Genomic DNA, 18,261 nt, shown 5'->3' on the forward strand with positions numbered 1-18,261 from the left:
AGCAGATCGCGGCCAGACCGCTTCTACTGAAGCGGTCACTCAACCGCCGCTGGCATTCATAAATCGCAGGATCTTCACTTCGCCATCGGCGCTGAATTCGTGGCGCAGGGGTTTGCGTTGCAGGGCCTGCTGCACCGCATCGATGATCGGTTGGTCGTCCAGCGGATAACGGCGCACCAGGGCGCGCAGGTCGATGGAGTTCTCGTGACCCAGGCATAACAGCAGGCGGCCTTCGGCGGTCAGGCGTACGCGGTTGCAAGTGCCGCAGAAGTTATGCGAATTCGGCGAGATAAAACCGATGCGCGTATCGGCATGTTGTTTCAGGCGGATGTAACGAGCCGGGCCGCCGCTGTGTTCGGCGCTGTCGAGCAGTTGGTGCTGGCTGGCGATCAGGTTGCGCACTTCCTCGCTGGAGCAATAGGACTCGCCGCGTGAACGGCCGACATCGCCTAGGGGCATTTCTTCGATAAAGCTGATATCCAGCTGGCGCGCGATGGCGTAGTCGACCAGGCGCAGCACTTCGTCGAAGTTGCGCCCTTTCATCACCACCGCGTTGAGTTTGATCCGTTCGAAGCCGGCATCGCGCGCCGCTTCGATGCCGTCCAGCACCTGACGCAAGCTGCCGGTACGGGTGATGCCGCGGAATTTGCCGGGGTCGAGGCTATCGAGGCTGATGTTCAGGCGCTTGACCCCGGCGTCGGCCAGCGGCTTGGCCAACTTCACCAGTTGCGAGCCGTTGCTGGTCATCACCAGTTCGCGCAGGCCGGGCAAGGCGGCAATGCGCTGGCACAGCTCGACGATGCCGCTGCGCACCAGGGGTTCGCCGCCGGTCAGGCGGATCTTCTTTGTGCCCAGGCCGACGAACAGCGCGGCCAGACGATAGAGCTCTTCCAGACCGAGCACCTGCTGGCGCGGCAGGAAGGTCATGTCTTCGGCCATGCAATAGACACAGCGGAAATCACACCTGTCGGTGACCGACATACGCAGGTAATCGATAGTGCGGCCAAAGCCATCCTGCAGTTGTGTGTTCATGGTTTCTCCGATGCGGGCTACAAAACTGCAAGGCCTGCGAAAAATCGTAGGGCGGACATGCCGAAGGCTTGTCCGCCATTAGGCCCCTAACGGTGGACAAGGCTTCGCCATGTCCGCCCTACATCTGCCCTGGTAGCCCGGGTGTCACCCGGGCGACGCGTTACTGCACCAACGGCGAGTCAGCGCCTTGCAGTTGAATGCCGACGATATCCGCCGCGCCGATCAGGGTTTGCAGGTACTGGGACACAGCCTTTTGCCAAACGCCCTGTTGCAACAGCGCGCGGATGGAGTCGGCGACTATTTCGTAGGGCAGCAATTTGCCTTCCAGGCGTTGGTCGATGCTGACCACATGCCAGCCATAGCGGCTTTCGATTGGTTGGCTGGCCAGCCCGGCCGGCAGTTTGAACAGCTGACGTTCGAACTCGGGCACGGTCTGGCCCTTGCTGATCTGCCCCAGGGAGCCGGCCTGGGCCTTGGACGGGCAAGCCGAATGGGCTTGCGCCAGCTCGGCGAAACGGCCGGCATCTTCCTGCAGCAACTCCAGCAGGCTTTCTGCTTTTTCTTTCGCCAGGCTGCGGGCCTCGGCGTCCTCGGGAGCGCATTCGAGCAAAATATGCCGCGCAGCCAGCAAGGGCGCGGTGGCATAGCGCTCGCTGTTGCTCTGGTAATAGCGCTGGCAACTCTCTTCGTCACACTCGGGCAGCAACACTTCACGCTCGATCAGCAGCGCGGTCGCGGCTTCTTCTTCGCTTTGCCCGGGCTGGGGCACCACGAGCAAGCCCAGTTCGCCGATGCGTTGCTGCAACAGCTCGCGAATCACCAGCGCCTGGCTAGCAAGAAACACCGCCTCTTCGCGGCTTTGCGCCGGGTGGTATTGCAGTTCCTGGGCCATGGCCTCGGGGGCGATGGTCACGCCATTGACCCTGATGCGCGGCCATTCCTGCTCGCTGCTGGCGATCAGCAGCGGTTCGACATCTGCCGCCGCTGGCTGCTCAACCACCGCGCTCACGGCAGGCGATACCAGTTCATGGGCCAGTTCAGTTTCGGGCATTGCTGCGGGCGGCACTTTGACATCACCACAACCGCCCTGCCCCGCATTGCTACCACCACATCCACATGCCATGACCTGTTCCTCAATTCGGGGAGCGGCTGCCGTGTTGCGGCAGCTGCTCGTGTGCATCTGTTTGCGACTATTTCGTTTGTTCGGTTTTTACGCTGTCCAGCTCGGTTTCCGGCTCGTCGGCCGAGGGCCGCGATTCGGGTGCCTGTTGCTGCACCGCGGGTGCATCCGCCGGATGTTCGACGGGCTACTTTTGCCCACCACAACCGCCCTGCCCCGCATTGCTACCACCACATCCACATCCCATGATCATTACCTCATTGATTATTCGATTCAGTACCTGGCGCGCCCCTGGCCGACGCGTTTGCGCCAGCCAGGGCAACGGCTCAGGCATCCTTGGCCTTCAAGGCATAACCGGGTGTCGCTTGCGCCGGTGCTTCACGAACCGGCTCTTGGAACTGGCGCGGCGTCGCTGGCCGCTGTGCTAGCGGGCGTACACCCTTCTGCCGAACGATCTGATAACGCCGACCCAGGTACCAAACAGGCGCGCTGACGATGTGTACCAGGCGGGTGAAGGGGAACAGCACGAACAGGGTCAAGCCGAGGAACACGTGCAGCTTGTAGACCAGCGCCACCGGCGCGATGGAGGCGGCAGCGGCCACCGGTTGCAGGGTTACGGTGTATTGCGCCCAGTTGGCCAGCATCACCATCACCGAACCATCCATATGGCTGGCGGAGGCGAAGATAGTGGCCAGGCCCAGCAGCAGCTGTGCCAACAACACCACCAGCACCAGCATGTCCGAGGTGCTGGAGCTGGCCCGTACCCGCGGGTCGCTAAGGCGACGCTTGAGCAGCATCAGCAGGCCGATCAGGCAGAGCCCGCCGAAGAAGCCACCGGAAACCATGGCCAGCAGCTGCTTGTTCTGCGTGCTGATGACCGAGTGGTAAAGCGCCTCGGGCATCAACAGCCCGACGAAGTGACCGGCCAAAACAAACAACACACCGACGTGGAACAGGTTGCTGGCGATGCGCATATAGCGTTGCTCGGCCGCCGAGCGGGCGAATATCTGGCTCGAACCGGCCTTCCAGCTGTACTGCGAGAGGTCGAAACGTGCCCAGCTGCCGATGATGCAGATGGCCAAGGCGATATAGGGATACACCCCGAACGCCAACAGATTGATGTTAGACATTGCGCACCTCCTGAACTGGCTCGGCGGCCGGCTCTGCATGCTTGAAATCGACCCAGTGCAGCGGCACCGGCACCTCTTCGCGGGCCTTGCCCGGCATCGTTGTCTGGCTTGGGCAGCGGTCCTGCTGCTCGGCCTGGAGGAAGTCCACGGCCTCCTCTTCCCAGATCTTGTCGAGGGCTTCGAGCGAGTCGTCGCGTACCTCGGCGGCGACCTGTTCGCGCATCTCGGCCATGGCTTGCTGGGGCTCGACACCGGCAATCTGCAACAGCGCGCGGAAGCAACTGGCATAGGCGCTCTCGCGCTCGTCCAGACGGGTTGCCAACAGCGCCAGCAGATGACCGACATCGGCCAGGCCCTCGCGGGCCTCGAGATCTTCGCGGGTGGAGAGGAACTCCAGGTACAGCGGGATGTAATCGGGCAGTTCCTTGATGCCGATGGCGAAACCGGCCGCCTCGTACTGCGCCATCATGTCGACCATCGCCTGGCCACGGTCGCGGGACTCGCCATGCACATGCTCGAACAACAGCAGCGACAGCGAGCGACCGCGGCCGAACAACGCGCCGTAGTGCTCCTGGCCATCCATCAGGTCGTTGTCGCAGATCAGCGCCAGCAACTCCTGCAGCGCACTGCGTTGCTGCGGGCTGATCTCGCGAGCGGCGTCGATGGCCTGGGCCAGCTCGGCCCGGGCCTCCAGCAACTGCTCGGTTGGGTAATCCAGCAGCAGTGAAATCACTTTGAGAATTTGCATGCTCATTCCTCCCACAACTGGACGGTTTTAAGGATGTCGCGCTGGTTGGCCTTCTTCGCGCCGAACATGTTGGTGTCCGAACTACCGCTGCACCCGCTGCCGAAGCTGAAGCCACAACCGGAACGCTCGGCGAAGGCATCGGTCATGGCGTCTTCACGGTGCGCCGACGGAATCACGAAGCGGTCTTCGTAGTTGGCGATGGCCAGGTAGCGGTACATGTCTTCGACCTGGGCCACGCTCAGGCCGACATCGGCCAGCACTTGCAGGTCCTGCACGCCGTCCACCTGCTCGGAGCGCTTGTAGGCACGCATCGCCAGCAGACGCTTGAGTGCCAGCTTGACCGGGCGCACGTCGCCAGCAGTCAGCAGGTTGGCCAGGTAACGCAGCGGTATGCGCAGGCTGTCGACATCCGGGATCACCCCGTTCATGCCCACGGTGCCAGCGGTCGCGGCGTTCTGGATCGGCGACAGTGGCGGCACGTACCAAACCATCGGCAACGTGCGGTATTCCGGGTGCAGCGGCAGGGCCAGCTTCCAGTCCACCGCCAGCTTGTACACCGGGGATTTCTGCGCGGCGTCGATCACCGACATAGACACGCCGTCGGCCAGGGCCTGGGCGATAACGCGTGGGTCATTCGGGTCGAGGAACATCTCCAATTGCTTGTGGTACAGGTCCTGCTCGTTCGGCGTGCTGGCCACTTCATGGATAAGGTCGGCGTCGTACAGCAGTACGCCGAGGTAGCGGATGCGGCCGACGCAGGTTTCCGAACACACGGTCGGCATGCCGGCCTCGATGCGCGGGTAGCAGAAGATGCACTTCTCGGATTTACCGCTCTTCCAGTTGAAGTAGATCTTCTTGTACGGGCAGCCGCTGATGCACATGCGCCAGCCGCGGCATTTTTCCTGGTCGATCAGGACGATGCCGTCCTCTTCGCGCTTGTAAATCGCACCGCTCGGGCAGGACGCCGCGCAGGTCGGGTTGAGGCAGTGCTCGCACAGACGCGGCAGGTACATCATGAAAGTATTTTCATACTCGCCATAAATGTCGGCCTGGATCTGGTTGAAGTTCTGGTCCTTGCGACGCTTGGCGAACTCGGTGCCGAGAATCTCTTCCCAGTTCGGGCCCCACTCGATTTTCTGCATGCGCTTGCCGGTGATCACCGAACGCGGTCGTGCGACCGGCTGGTGCTCGCCGAGCGGGGCGGTGTGCAGGTGCTGGTAGTCGAAGTCGAACGGCTCGTAGTAGTCGTCGATGGTCGGCAGATCCGGGTTGGCGAAGATGTTCGCCAGCACGCGGAACTTGCCGCCGATCTTCGGGTTGATCGAGCCGTCCTTGTTGCGGATCCAGCCGCCGCGCCATTTGTCCTGGTTTTCCCATTCCTTGGGGTAGCCGATCCCCGGCTTGGTCTCGACATTGTTGAACCAGGCGTATTCCATGCCTTCACGACTGGTCCAGACGTTTTTGCAGGTGATCGAACAGGTGTGGCAACCGATGCACTTGTCCAGATTGAGGACCATGCCGACTTGTGAACGAATTTTCATGGCATCAATCCTCAAATGTCTTGTGGCAGGGGTTGTGGCAGGGCTTCGTCGTCGGAGCCGTCAAGCCAATCGACCTTGTCCATTTTGCGCACCACGACGAACTCATCGCGGTTGCAACCAACGGTGCCGTAATAGTTGAAACCGTAAGCCTGCTGGGCGTAGCCACCGATCATATGGGTGGGTTTGAGCACCACGCGGGTCACCGAGTTGTGGTGGCCGCCGCGGGTCTTGGTGGTCTCGCTGCCGGGCACGTTCACGATGCGTTCCTGGGCGTGGTACATCATCACCATGCCGTCCTTGACCCGCTGGCTGACCACCGCACGGGCCGTCAGGGCGCCGTTGGCGTTGAAGCACTCGACCCAATCGTTGTCCTCGATGCCGGCGCGCTTGGCGTCGGTTTCCGAGAGCCAGATGATCGGCCCGCCACGGCTCAGGGTGAGCATGATCAGGTTGTCCGAGTAGGTGCTGTGGATGCCCCACTTCTGGTGCGGGGTGATCCAGTTGAGGACGATCTCGGTGTTGCCGTTGGGCCGCTTGCCCTTCACGTAGTCAATGGTGCGGGTGTTGATCGGCGGCCGGTAACTCATCATCTGCTCGCCAAACGCCTGCATCCACGGGTGATCCTGGTAGAACTGCTGGCGGCCGGTGATGGTGCGCCATGGGATGAACTCGTGAACGTTGGTGTAGCCGGCGTTGTAGCTGACCTTCTCGTCTTCGAGACCCGACCAGGTCGGGCTGGAAATGATCTTGCGCGGCTGCGCCTGGATATCGCGGAAACGGATCGCCTCATGCGCCTTGCTGATCGCCAGGTGGCTGTGATCCAGCCCGGTGAACTCGGACAGCGCCGCCCAGGCCTTGAGCGCCACGTGACCGTTGGTTTCCGGGGCCAGGGTGAGGATCACCTCACAGGCATCGATGGCCGATTCGATCTGTGGCCGGCCCTGGCTCACGCCTTCGGCGCGCACCTTGTGGTTCAGCTCGCCGAGGAAATCGACCTCATGCTGGGTGTTCCAGTTGATGCCCTTGCCGCCATTGCCCAGCTTGTCGAGCAATGGGCCGAGGGAGCTGAACTTCTTGTAGATGTTCGGGTAATCGCGCTCGACCACGGTCATGTTCGGGCAGTTCTTGCCCGGCACCGGTGCCTCGCCTGCGGTTTTCCAGTCGATGCCGCCAAATGGCTGGGCCAGTTCGCCGGGGCTGTCGTGCTGCATCGGGATGGTCACCAGATCCTGCTCGACGCCGAGTTGGCCGACCGACATCTCGGAGAAGGCCTTGGCAATGCCCTTGTAGATTTCCCAGTCGGAACGCGATTCCCAGGCCGGGTCGATGGCTGCGGACAGCGGGTGGATAAAGGGGTGCATGTCCGAGGTGTTCATGTCGTCCTTCTCGTACCAAGTCGCCGTCGGCAACACGATGTCCGAGTAGACGCAGGTGCTGGACATGCGGAAGTCCAGGGTGGTGACCAGATCGAGCTTGCCGATCGCGCCTTCGTCCACCCACTCGACGTCATTCGGCTTGAAGCCGCCGCGCTTGCCGAGGTCCTCGTTCATCACGCCGTTCTTGGTGCCGAGCAGGTACTTGAGCATGTACTCGTGGCCTTTGCCCGAGCTGCCCAGCAGGTTGGAACGCCAGATAAACATGTTGCGCGGGAAGTTAACCGGGTTGTCCGGCTGCTCGCAGGAGAAGCGCAGGGAATCGTCCTGCAGCGACTTGAGCACGTAATCCACTGGCGACATGCCGGCGGCCTTGGCGTCACGGGTGATCTGCAGCGGGTTGCGGTTCATCTGCGGCGCGCTCGGCAGCCAGCCGGCGCGTTCGGCGCGGATGTTGTAGTCCAGCGCGTGCTCGGGGAACTGCGACTTGTCGGCCAGCGGCGAGAGCACTTCGTGCATGCTCATCTTTTCATGGCGCCACTGCGAACTGTGCGCATAGAAGAAGCTGGTGCCGTTCATCTGGCGTGGCGGACGGCTCCAGTCCAGGCCGAAGGCCAGGGGCAGCCAGCCGCACTGCGGGCGCAGTTTCTCCTGGCCGACGTAGTGGGCCCAACCGCCGCCGGTTTGGCCGACGCAACCGCAGAGCATGAGCATATTGATCAGCCCGCGGTAGTTCATGTCCATGTGGTACCAGTGGTTCATCGCCGCACCGACGATGATCATGGAACGACCCTTGGTTTTGTCGGCGTTGTCGGCGAACTCGCGGGCGATCTGGATCGCCTTCTCACGGCTGACACCGGTGATCAGCTCCTGCCAGGCCGGAGTGCCCGGCACAGTGGCGTCGTCGTAATCCCTGGCGACGTTGCCGCCACCCAGGCCGCGGTCGATGGCGAGGTTGGCCGCCGACAGGTCGAACACAGTGGCGACCTTGGCTTGCGTGCCGTCGGCCAGGGTGATGCTGCGCACCGGTACGCGGCGCAGTTGCACGGCTTCGCCGGCGACATGCTGGAAGTGTTCGTGGGTCTGGCCGCCGAAGTACGGGAAGGCCACTTCAACCACTTCGGCACCGTCCGCTTTATCGTCGATCAGGCTCAGTTGCAGCTTGACCTCACGGCCCTCGCCGCCTTCACGGGCTTCGATGTTCCACTTGCCCTTCTCGCCCCAGCGGTAGCCGATCGAACCCAACGGCGAGACCAACTGATTGGTTTCGCTGTCCAGAGCGATGGTTTTCCACTCGGGGTTGTTTTCCTGGCCAAGGTTATCGGCCAGGTCGGCGGCACGCAGGAAGCGATCCGGCTGGTAGCCGTTGAGTTCCGGGGTCGCGCCTTTGTGATCTTTCAACAGCACCAACACCGGGAAGTCGGTGTAGCGGCGCACGTAGTCGGTGAAGTAGGCGCTCGGCTTGTCGAGGTGGAATTCTTTGAAGATGACGTGGTTGAACGCCTGGGCCAACGCCGCATCGGTGCCCTGCTTGGGGTTCAGCCAAAGATCGGTAAGCTTGGCCACCTCGGAGTAGTCCGGGGTGATGGACACGGTCTTGGTGCCCTTGTAGCGAACTTCGGTGAAGAAGTGCGCGTCCGGTGTGCGCGTCTGCGGCACGTTGGAGCCCCAGGCGATGATGTAGTTGGAGTTGTACCAGTCGGCCGATTCCGGCACGTCGGTCTGCTCGCCCCACACTTGCGGCGAGGACGGCGGCAGGTCGCAGTACCAGTCATAGAAGCTCAGGCACACGCCGCCGATCAGCGACAGGTAACGCGAGCCTGCGGCGTAACTGACCATCGACATGGCCGGGATCGGCGAGAAGCCGACCACGCGGTCCGGGCCGTGCTCCTTGACGGTGTAGACGTTGGCCGCGGCGATGATCTCGTTGACCTCGTCCCAGCTCGAACGGATAAAGCCGCCCATGCCGCGCTTGCTTTTATAGCTGGTGGCCTTGACCGGGTCTTCAACGATGCTCGCCCAGGCCTGCACCGGGGCCATGGTGGCCCGCGCTTCACGCCAGAGTTTCAGCAGCGGCTTGCGCACCTTCGGATACTTCAGACGGTTGGCGCTATAGATGTACCAGCTGTAGCTGGCACCACGCGGGCAGCCGCGCGGCTCATGGTTGGGCAGGTCGTTACGGGTACGCGGGTAGTCGGTCTGCTGGGTTTCCCAGGTGATCAGGCCGTTCTTCACGTAGATCTTCCACGAGCAGGAGCCGGTGCAGTTCACCCCGTGGGTGGAACGCACGATCTTGTCGTACTGCCAGCGCGAACGGTAGACGTTCTCCCAATCGCGGGACTCGATGCGGGTTTCGCCATGACCGTCGGCGAACTCACCTTGTTTGCGATTGAAGAAGCGCAGTTGGTCGAGTAAATGACTCATTTCTTTTTTCCTCTCAGGCTTGCCGCGGGATCTACGCCCCACACACGCAATGATTCGATTCGTTAGCGCGTCCCCTGCCCCGGTGCCAGGCACCGGATAAGGGTCCGTTAGCAGGGAATTTCCGCGCCTTTGCGCGAGTACCACCACCAGGTCAGCACGATGCAGCTGACGTAGAAGCCGATGAACACATACAGGGCCATTTGCGGGCCGCCGGTCAGCGCCATCGAGGTGCCGAACGACTTGGGAATAAAGAAGGCACCGTAGGCCGCCACCGCCGAACTGAAGCCGAGCACCGCGGCCGCTTCCTTGCCGGCGTTCTTGCTCGCCTGCTCCTTGATCGCCGCAGGCTGGCCGACGCTGCTGCGCTCGCTCAGGGTGCGGAAGATCACCGGAATCATGCGGAAGGTGGAGCCGTTGCCGATGCCGGTGGTGACGAACAGCAACATGAACATGGCCAGGAAGCCGTAGAAGTTGCCTTCGGTACCGGCCACCGGGATAAAGGCCAGCACGCCGAATACCGCCGCGATCATCAGCACGAAGTTCCACAGGGTCACCCGCGCGCCGCCCAGCTTGTCCGCCAGCCAGCCGCCCAGCGGGCGTACCAGGGCACCGACCAGGGGGCCGAGGAAGGCGAACTTGAGCGGATCGACGCCGGGGAACTGGGTCTTGATCAGCATCGGGAAGCCGGCGGCGAAGCCGATAAAGGAGCCGAACGTGGCCAGGTACAGCCAGCACATCAACCAGTTGTGCTTGCGCTTGAAGATCACCGCCTGCTCGCTGAAGGACGCCTTGGCGCTGCTCAGGTCGTTCATGCCGAACCAGGCCGCCACGGCCACCGCGACGATAAAGGGCACCCAGATAAAGCCGGCGTTCTGCAGCCACAGCTGGCTATCTTCGCCGAGTTCCTGGGCTTGCCCACCGACCGCGCCAAACAGGCCGACGCCGATCACCAGCGGCACGCCGAACTGCATCACCGAGACACCGAGGTTGCCCAGGCCGGCATTCAGGCCCAGAGCGGTACCCTGCTGCGACTTGGGATAGAAGAAGCTGATATTGGCCATGCTCGAGGCGAAGTTGCCGCCGCCGAAGCCGCACAGCAGCGCAATGATCACGAACACGCTGTAGGTGGTGCTGGTGTCCTGCACGGCAAAGCCCATCCACAGCGCCGGTAGCAGCAGCGAGGCGGTACTCAGGGCGGTCCATCTGCGGCCACCGAAGATCGGCACCATAAAGGAGTAGAAGATCCGCAGCGTTGCGCCGGACAAACCCGGCAGCGCCGCCAGCCAGAACAGCTGGTCGTTGGTAAAGGTGAAGCCGATGCTGTTCAGGCGCACGGTCACCGCGCTCCAGACCATCCATACGGCGAAGGCCAGGAGCAGCGCGGGAATGGAAATCCACAGGTTGCGGGTGGCGATCCGCTTGCCGACGCTGCCCCAGAAGTGCGGGTCTTCCGGCCGCCAGTCGTGAATAACCGGCCCCTGGCTGGGCAGCCCGGTTACCGGGGGATTCTTGGTTGCGGACATGCTCATTCTCCTTCAGACGGCAGGAAAGCAGGAGCCTTGGTCTTTGCAGATGCCAGGCCCATAACGGGAGTTTTTCGAACTTCGCTGAAGTACATCCAGATCAGGGAGACCCAGACCACGCCGTACATCAGCATGAAACTGGAGGAGCGCACGCCGGTGAGGTCGACCAGGGCACCGAACATGATCGGCAGGACAAAGCCGCCGAGGCCGCCGGCCAGGCCGACGATGCCGGAGATGGCCCCCATGTTGTGCGGGTAGTCATCGGAGATGTACTTGAACACCGAGGCCTTGCCGAAGGCGAAGGCGATGCCGACGATAAACAGCAGCACAGTGAAGGCCCAGGCGTTGAGCCCGATGCTGTAGGCCTTCGGGCCATTGACGGTCTGCACGAACAGCTCGGTCTGCGGGTAAGAGAGCAGGAACAGGCACACCCAGCTCACCCACATCACCCACCAGGTCACGCTTTGCGCGCCCCACTTGTCCGACATCCAGCCGCCCATGGCGCGCAGGATGCCGCCCGGCAGGGAGAAGCAGGCAGCCAGCAAGGCGGCGCTCTGCAGGTTGAAGCCGTATTCCTCGACGTAGTACTTGGTCATCCACAGGGCCAGGGCCACATAGCCACCGAAGACAATCGAGTAGTACTGGCAGTAGCGCATCACCTTGGGGTCTTTCAGGGCGCGCAGCTGATCGGCCAGAGACACGTTGCTGCGCACCCGATGGCCCTTGTTCTCGTAAGTGCAGAACCAGAACAGCAGCGCGGTGATAAACATGATCGCCGAGTAGACCTTGGGCACCATTTGCCAGCTGGCCGCGGCGATGATCGCCGGCGCGACAAACTTGGTCAGCGCGGCACCGGCGTTACCGGCCCCGAAGATGCCCATGGCAAAACCCTGGTTCTGCTTTTCGAACCACTTGGCGACGTAAGCGATACCGACCGAGAAAGAGCCGCCCGCCAGGCCGACGAACAGGCCCAGGACCAGGAAGTGCCAGTATTCGGTGGCCAGGCTGATCATGTAGATCGGCAGCACGCAGACCAGCATCAGCAGGAAGAACACGATGCGCCCGCCGAACCTGTCGGTGAGCATGCCCAGCGGCAGACGCACCAAAGACCCGGTCAGCACCGGCGTGGCGGCCAGCAAACCGAACTGGGTGTCGTTGAGTTGCAGTAACTCCTTGATCGGAACGCCGAGTACGGCGAACATCATCCAGACCATAAAACAGATGGTGAACGCCAGGGTGCTCATGCCCAGAACCAGACCCTGTTGTGTTCTCAGACTTGCCATAGCGACCCCCTAATCCCCGAACCATGGGCGGCACACTAGATAGGCAAAGGGTCGATTCACTTGATCTGGGTCAATTAACTCCGAGCGGTTTTGGCCAGCCCTAACCCCGTCTACCTCTTAAGTGGTAGCCCGATTTTTATAATAGAAGTCCTTTAAAAACATATAGTTATAAATAATGTAAATCCGTGCCCGCAGCCCCGCAGGCCGCTCGAGTTCTTTAGAGGTAGTCAGTGCGATGTTGAGATGGATGCGCAGTTCACTGCCGGTCAGGGCCGGCTTGGCAGTGACCCTGATCGCCATATTGGCCCTGGGCAGCTCGCTCAGCGCCGGGCTGATCGCCTGGTTCAGCGAGGACGATGCGGCGGCGATCAATACCGCCGGTTCCCTGCGCATGGCCACCTACCGCCTGAACTGGAAACTGGAGGCCGCTGCGCCCGCGGACAGCATCGCCGCGCTGCGCGACGACCTGCAGCAGCGCCTGGACGGCAGCCTGCAGCAGCACATCAGCGGCAGCCCGAACGCGCCAATACCCAGCGCCTACCGCGATATTCATCGGCTATGGCAGGAACAGCTGCGCCCGGCTCTGGATCGCGGCGACAAAGCCGCCTTCCAGCAGCACAGCGAAAACTTCGTCGCCCAACTGGAGCATTTCGTCATGCTCCTGCAGAAACAGAGCGAGCGCCGTCAGGGCTGGCAACAGAGCATCCAGGGCGCGGCCCTGCTGCTTACCGTGATCATCCTGCTGGTGGGCATGTACGAACTGCAGCTCAATGTGATCAGCCCACTGCAGGAACTGGTGCGGGCCGCCGAACGCTTTCGCAATGGCGATCATGGCGCGCGGGTCGAGTTCCGCTCGGATGACGAGCTGGGGCAGATGGCCGAGAGTTTCAACGCCATGGCCGAGGCCATCGAAGAGTCGCACCGCACCCTGGAAAGCCGGGTCGCGCAGAAGACCCAGACCTTGGCGCAAACCAATGCCGCCCTGGAACTGCTCTACCAGAGCAGCCGCAGCCTGGCCACCCGCCAGGCCAACGCCGAACGCCTCGACGAGCTGATCAACCGTTTCCAGCAGCGTCTGCCCGGCCTGCGCCTGACCCTGTGCCTGCAAGACAACGTGCAAGCGCCCAGCGAACAACTGCTGGCCCTGCATGGCAGCGAAACCCGCGAAGTCTGTGCGCGCAGCGACTGCGACACCTGCGAACGCAAGAACAACCCAAGCCAGGTCACCTTCGGCATCAGCAACCAGGGCAACGACCTGGGCGAACTGAAAGCCTACTTCCGCGACGGCCATAAGCCGGAAGCCTGGGAAACCGCGCTGATCCAGGCCCTGGCCAACCTGGTCGGCACGGCGCTGTCGCTCAAACGCCAGCGCGAACAGGAAAACCGCCTGCTGCTGCTCGACGAGCGCACCATCATCGCCCGCGAGCTGCATGACTCCCTGGCCCAGGCGCTGTCCTATATGAAGTTGCAAGTCAGCCGCCTGCAAACCCTGATTCGCCGTGGAGAGAACGCCGAAACCCTGGGCGGCGTCAGCGACGAACTGCGCGACGGCCTAAACAACGCCTACCGGCAACTGCGCGAACTGCTGACCACCTTCCGCCTGCAAATTCAGGAAGGCGGCCTCGACCAGGAACTCAAGGACACCCTGCAGGAATTTTCCAAACGTGGCGACTTCAGTGCCGATTTGCAGATCGACCGCCTGGCCTTTCAGCTCTCGGCCAGCGAGCAGATCCACCTGTTGCAGATCGCCCGCGAGGCGCTGTCCAATTGCGCCCGGCATGCCCAGGCCAAACACGCCTGGCTGCGCTTGCAGCAAATGGGCGAACAGGTCGAACTGACCATCGAAGACGATGGTTGTGGCCTGGTAGCGGGCTTCGACCCGCATCAGCACCACGGTCTGACCATCATGCAGGAGCGGGCGCGCAGCCTGCATGGCCAACTCGATATCGAACCCCGCGTGCCCAAGGGCACCCGTATCCACTTGCAATTCCGCCCCGAGTTTCTCGGGCGGCAAGAAGAAGGTAGCGTTGTATGAGCTCGCTGATCCGCCACAGCATCCTGCTTGTCGATGACCACCCGATGATGCGCCGCGGCATGCGCCAGCTGCTCGAACTCGAAGATGACCTGGAGGTTATCGGCGAGGCGGGGCATGGCGAAGAGGCCCTGCAACTGGTCGACCAGCTGCAACCGGAGCTGATCCTGCTGGACAACAACATGCCGACCATGAACGGCCTGCAAACCCTGAAACGCCTGCGCGAACTCAACTTCCCCGGCAAGATCCTGATCTTTACCGTGTCTGACTCCGAAGACGACATCCGCGACGCCATGCGCCTGGATGCCGACGGCTACCTGCTCAAGGACATGGAGCCCGAATTGCTGATCCAGTCGATTCGCGACGCCCTGCAAGGCAACCTGGTGGTCAGCCCTACCCTCACCCGCATCCTCGCCCAGGCGCTGCGCTCACCCCACACCAGCTCGCAGGTCGACCTCACCGACCGTGAACGCCAGGTCCTGAAAACCATCGCCGCCGGCCATAGCAACAAGGTTATCGGCCACAAACTCGGCATCACCGAAGGCACGGTCAAGGTCCACGTAAAAAACCTGCTGCACAAACTCGGCCTGCGCTCGCGGGTGGAAGCGGCGGTTTGGGCAATGGAGCATTTGCGCTAGGGGTTGCGACGTCGCTGTCCTCTCTCGTTACCACGAGAAGGCTCACGCACCAGCAGCCAGATCCTGCACAGGTAAGCGGCGCATAGCCGATCCCAGAGCCCGCCGACAAACTTACTGACTCAACGGGTGGAAACCGCAAAGCGTTTTCCACCACGGCCAGCCGAGCCTCAAAAAATGCCATCTTTTTGCCATCCTGGCTGGTGACGATCGCGGTAAAAGCCGATATAACGGGCGTCAATGCAGCCACGACTCAAGTGAGTCTGGCCGAGCAATTAAGGCTTTATCGTCCATGGTGTATAACTTCCCATTGTGACGCCCCATCCGCTGCACGGCCCATTCTAGAGTGCAGGCCAGATAGGACACGGAATGTTATCCACCACGCCCGTAAAAGCGTTATCACACCATTTGGTGTCTATTTAACGTTATGCGTAAACAATCATGTACGAAGATGAATTAAAGTTTTTGGGATCTCATGAAGATCCAGCTGATGACACCAATGGACAAAGAACCATTTTTTCGACTGAGGAAATCAATAACATACTGATGAAATACCCTGGGCTTCCTGAAAGTTACACTACCTACCTTGTAGAGATTGGAGCAGGGCCATTTCGTGAATGTCAGTATGAGGTTTTTGATACGCCCTGTTACTTCGAAGAGCTCTACGAGGTAGGCTTTGAATTTGAGCCTAAGAGATACATAGCATTTGGGCACAATTTTTCTGGAGACACTTCGGTATTTGATGCCAAGCAGGAGTTCACGATACTGGACTTTTGGCATGACTCCTTGGAATTTTATAACAAGAAAATGAGCTTTAAGAGCTATATAAAAGAGAAAATGCTCATAGGTTTAAATGGTGAAGATTTGCGCGTTAACGCATAACAACTGGTTCAAATCGCTCGCTTCGCTCACTGGGACGGGCTAAAGCCCGCCCCTTAACCAAACGTTATGTGTCTCTATGAATAATCGGAAAATATTCTCGGAAGAACGGATGTTTCACGACCTGGCTCAAGCCCAAAGTCTGATTGGAAAAACCCTAGCAGGCGTAAGTAATGTTCAGTATTACTTCGAGTCCGAAAAGGTAACCGATGATATAGGCGACATTGAGTGGCGTTGCACTGACGGGACCGTTGTTTCAATGTTCTTGCTCACAAATGGTGAGAGTGTTGGTGCAGACACCTTGCCCGCTGAAGTACCTCTGGCTTTCGATCTTCAAGTAGGTGAGCGATGCTCATGGCAAGCCGAAGACCTTCTTTCAGCGTTAACCGCAAATCACTTAGTAGGTGAAAATATTGCGAGCGTACAGGCTCACGTGGACTGCCATATCAATTATGGCTACAAAGTTTTATCTGGATTCAAAGTGGTATTCGAGTCTGGAGAATTTATTTTGTACTATAGTTGTGGCGATGATGGCGCTGCTCTACTTAACCAATTACCCAGCACCTCGGAAAGCATCAAGAGCGAACTTCTAGAATCTCTGTTGTGACACATAACAATTGGTTCAAATCGTTCGCTTCGCTCACTGGGACGGGCTAAAGCCCGCCCCTTAACCAAACGTTAGGGTAATACATGATAGCTAGAATCCTTATCACACTTGGAGTAATGATATTTGCGGTTGTTGTGCCGGCCCTAGAAATTAATAGCTCTCACGTTTTTAACTCCGAGTGGCCACCTCACGCCCGCTTCCATGAGGTCTGGCAACTGACTACGAACTGTGGAGTCGGGGTTCTGTGCCTATGGTTAGCATGGGCAAAAAACAATATTAAACTTGCCAGCACCTTGGTGATTATCGTAATGGGCGGCGCTCTGCTTTCCCACGGCATTGAGAATTTGTACGGCGGATCTATCGTATCTGGAAATATAAGTAAAACATTCTTGGGTCTCGAGCTTGCAGCAGCAGCTGCCTGCATTGCCATACTTATGGCAATTTCTGCCGTTTTACTTGAAGGGAAGCATAAATCACCTGCTAAGTCATGAACCTGCATCCCCTAACAATTGGTTCAAATCGCTCGCTCCGCTCGCTGGGACCGGCTAAAGCCGGCCCCTTAACCAAACGTTATGTGAATACATTCACAAGGAACATACCGTGACAGATAAGAAAATCACGAAAGAAGAAATTGAAAGACTAATAAATTTGAAGGATCGACATACTGCAGACACCACAAACTTCCTCACTACAACATTCATAGCCACCACTGGGTTCTGCCTGGCGACATTATCAGCATCATCCATACCAGCCTTGATAAATCTTATCATCACAATCTCAACGCTAGTAATATTTTTATTAGCCCTTTTTCGAAACAAATACAAATCTTCACCATTGCACGACCTTCAATCACTGCTTCGTGGAAAATATTCCACATGCAAAAACTCTCTCTCATTTATTGATGACCATGACCCATGGAAGGGGTTCCAAAGAGAAAAAATCACAGTTTGGACGGGCGCTTTTATATCTACTTTATTTGTCATTTACACAGCAACCAATCACTTAATAAAAATAGCTCAATGTTGAGAACTCACATAACAATGCGCTCAAATCGTTCGCTTCGCTCACTGGGACTGGCTAAAGCCAGCCCCTTAGCTTAAACGTTATAGGATTCCTTCAAAGCCACTATGAAGACGACACTGGAATACCTAAAAGATCGTTACAGTGAAGAGCAATCTCGATTTGACCACTTTGAAAATAAGTGCGCAAAACTTCTAACTTTTGTATCCATAATAATAGCCGCAATTACTGCAATCGCAGGAATCAACAAAGGAATCATATTCCGCCCAGAAAGCCCTACGGACTGGATCGTTCTCACTGCATTTCTAATGGGGGCATTTTCTATCGTCTGCGCATGGGGGCACTCCTTGTTGGCACTGCGCATTGGAGAATGCCCTGTACTTCCGCGCAGCAGAGTAGCTGCTGAATATCTTTCCGTCGTTGATCCAGAGTCTCAGTCAACATATCTCTATAACTGCTACGTCGGCACGTTAGAACAGCTTGCAAAAGTAATTGATGAAAAATCAAAAAATCTTGAATTGGCCTACCAAGAGCTTGCTATAAGTGCTTGGGGGCTAGCTGTCGCTGCTTCATTAACAGTATGCATGGAGATTACAAAATGACTGGCACTGAAAAGAAAGTTCAGAACAACAACAAAACACCACCACCACCTCCAACCACCGAATACGTTAAAAAATCTAAAGAGCCAGCCGTGAACCAGAAGAAAAGTAGTTAGGCTCCCATAACTACTGGTTCAAATCGCTCGCTGCGCTCACTGGGACCGGCTAAAGCCGGCCCCTTAACCAAACGTTGAGGCTGTAGAAAAACCTGCTGCCCTCCGATTCGCAGGCTGATAATCTCCGACTCATTCAATCGCAGGGAGGCGCGGGGCGATGCCTCGATTCAAAACCGTTCACAAGGGACTGAAACTGCTC

Annotated in this window: 14 protein-coding genes and 1 pseudogene; 7 read left to right on the forward strand and 8 right to left on the reverse strand. The window is 59.2% G+C overall.

The features are described 5' to 3' along the window. Window positions 1-39: 39 nt before the first annotated feature. From moaA to VMP31_RS08945, 8 genes and pseudogenes are all read right to left on the reverse strand, one after another. Window positions 40-1,032, reverse strand: a complete 993-nt coding sequence (gene moaA / locus VMP31_RS08910) for a GTP 3',8-cyclase MoaA (protein WP_325506201.1) — start codon at window positions 1,030-1,032, stop codon at window positions 40-42. Between the two features lie 160 nt (window positions 1,033-1,192). Continuing rightward, window positions 1,193-2,155, reverse strand: coding sequence for a peptidylprolyl isomerase (locus tag VMP31_RS08915; RefSeq protein WP_325506203.1), 963 nt, complete (start codon window positions 2,153-2,155; stop codon window positions 1,193-1,195). 323 nt (window positions 2,156-2,478) lie between these two features. Next, entirely contained in the window at window positions 2,479-3,282 is an 804-nt protein-coding gene (narI, locus tag VMP31_RS08920; protein WP_325506205.1) for a respiratory nitrate reductase subunit gamma, read from the reverse strand. Then, the gene (gene narJ, locus VMP31_RS08925; protein WP_325506207.1) at window positions 3,275-4,030 is read right to left on the reverse strand and encodes a nitrate reductase molybdenum cofactor assembly chaperone; all 756 of its coding nucleotides are present in this window, start codon (window positions 4,028-4,030) and stop codon (window positions 3,275-3,277) included. The genes narI and narJ overlap by 8 nt, the downstream gene beginning before the upstream one ends. Before the next feature lie 2 nt (window positions 4,031-4,032). Beyond that, complete coding sequence (gene narH, locus VMP31_RS08930) at window positions 4,033-5,571, reverse strand: nitrate reductase subunit beta (RefSeq protein ID WP_325506209.1); 1,539 nt, start codon at window positions 5,569-5,571, stop codon at window positions 4,033-4,035. An 11-nt stretch (window positions 5,572-5,582) separates the two neighbouring features. After that, on the reverse strand, window positions 5,583-9,368 hold the full coding sequence (locus tag VMP31_RS08935) for a nitrate reductase subunit alpha (RefSeq protein ID WP_325506211.1): 3,786 nt from the start codon (window positions 9,366-9,368) through the stop codon (window positions 5,583-5,585). A 107-nt stretch (window positions 9,369-9,475) separates the two neighbouring features. Next, on the reverse strand, window positions 9,476-10,891 hold the full coding sequence (locus VMP31_RS08940) for a NarK family nitrate/nitrite MFS transporter (RefSeq protein WP_325506213.1): 1,416 nt from the start codon (window positions 10,889-10,891) through the stop codon (window positions 9,476-9,478). After that, window positions 10,872-12,174: pseudogene (locus tag VMP31_RS08945) on the reverse strand (MFS transporter); the annotation flags it as partial. The gene VMP31_RS08940 and the pseudogene VMP31_RS08945, both read right to left, overlap by 20 nt. A 235-nt stretch (window positions 12,175-12,409) precedes the next feature. On the opposite strand from VMP31_RS08945, the gene VMP31_RS08950 reads away from it, so the two are divergent. The 7 genes from VMP31_RS08950 (at window position 12,410) to VMP31_RS08980 (ending at window position 17,949) form a co-directional block, all read left to right on the forward strand. Beyond that, window positions 12,410-14,209, forward strand: coding sequence for a HAMP domain-containing protein (locus tag VMP31_RS08950; RefSeq protein WP_325506215.1), 1,800 nt, complete (start codon window positions 12,410-12,412; stop codon window positions 14,207-14,209). Next, window positions 14,206-14,844: a two-component system response regulator NarL gene (gene narL, locus VMP31_RS08955; RefSeq protein ID WP_325506217.1), complete on the forward strand. Its 639-nt coding sequence runs from the start codon at window positions 14,206-14,208 to the stop codon at window positions 14,842-14,844. Before VMP31_RS08950 ends, narL begins: the two co-directional genes overlap by 4 nt. A gap of 438 nt (window positions 14,845-15,282) precedes the next feature. Continuing rightward, a complete protein-coding gene (locus VMP31_RS08960) occupies window positions 15,283-15,723 on the forward strand; it encodes a hypothetical protein (protein WP_325506218.1) in 441 nt (146 codons plus the stop codon). Between the two features lie 109 nt (window positions 15,724-15,832). Next, on the forward strand, window positions 15,833-16,327 hold the full coding sequence (locus VMP31_RS08965) for a hypothetical protein (protein ID WP_325506220.1): 495 nt from the start codon (window positions 15,833-15,835) through the stop codon (window positions 16,325-16,327). Between the two features lie 83 nt (window positions 16,328-16,410). After that, window positions 16,411-16,818, forward strand: a complete 408-nt coding sequence (locus VMP31_RS08970) for a hypothetical protein (RefSeq protein WP_325506222.1) — start codon at window positions 16,411-16,413, stop codon at window positions 16,816-16,818. 109 nt (window positions 16,819-16,927) lie between these two features. Next, on the forward strand, window positions 16,928-17,353 hold the full coding sequence (locus VMP31_RS08975) for a hypothetical protein (protein ID WP_325506224.1): 426 nt from the start codon (window positions 16,928-16,930) through the stop codon (window positions 17,351-17,353). 101 nt (window positions 17,354-17,454) lie between these two features. Further along, on the forward strand, window positions 17,455-17,949 hold the full coding sequence (locus tag VMP31_RS08980) for a hypothetical protein (RefSeq protein WP_325506226.1): 495 nt from the start codon (window positions 17,455-17,457) through the stop codon (window positions 17,947-17,949). The last annotated feature ends 312 nt before the right edge of the window (window positions 17,950-18,261 follow it).

The sequence above is a fragment of the Pseudomonas sp. genome (assembly GCF_035512415.1).
Lineage (GTDB): Bacteria > Pseudomonadota > Gammaproteobacteria > Pseudomonadales > Pseudomonadaceae > Aquipseudomonas.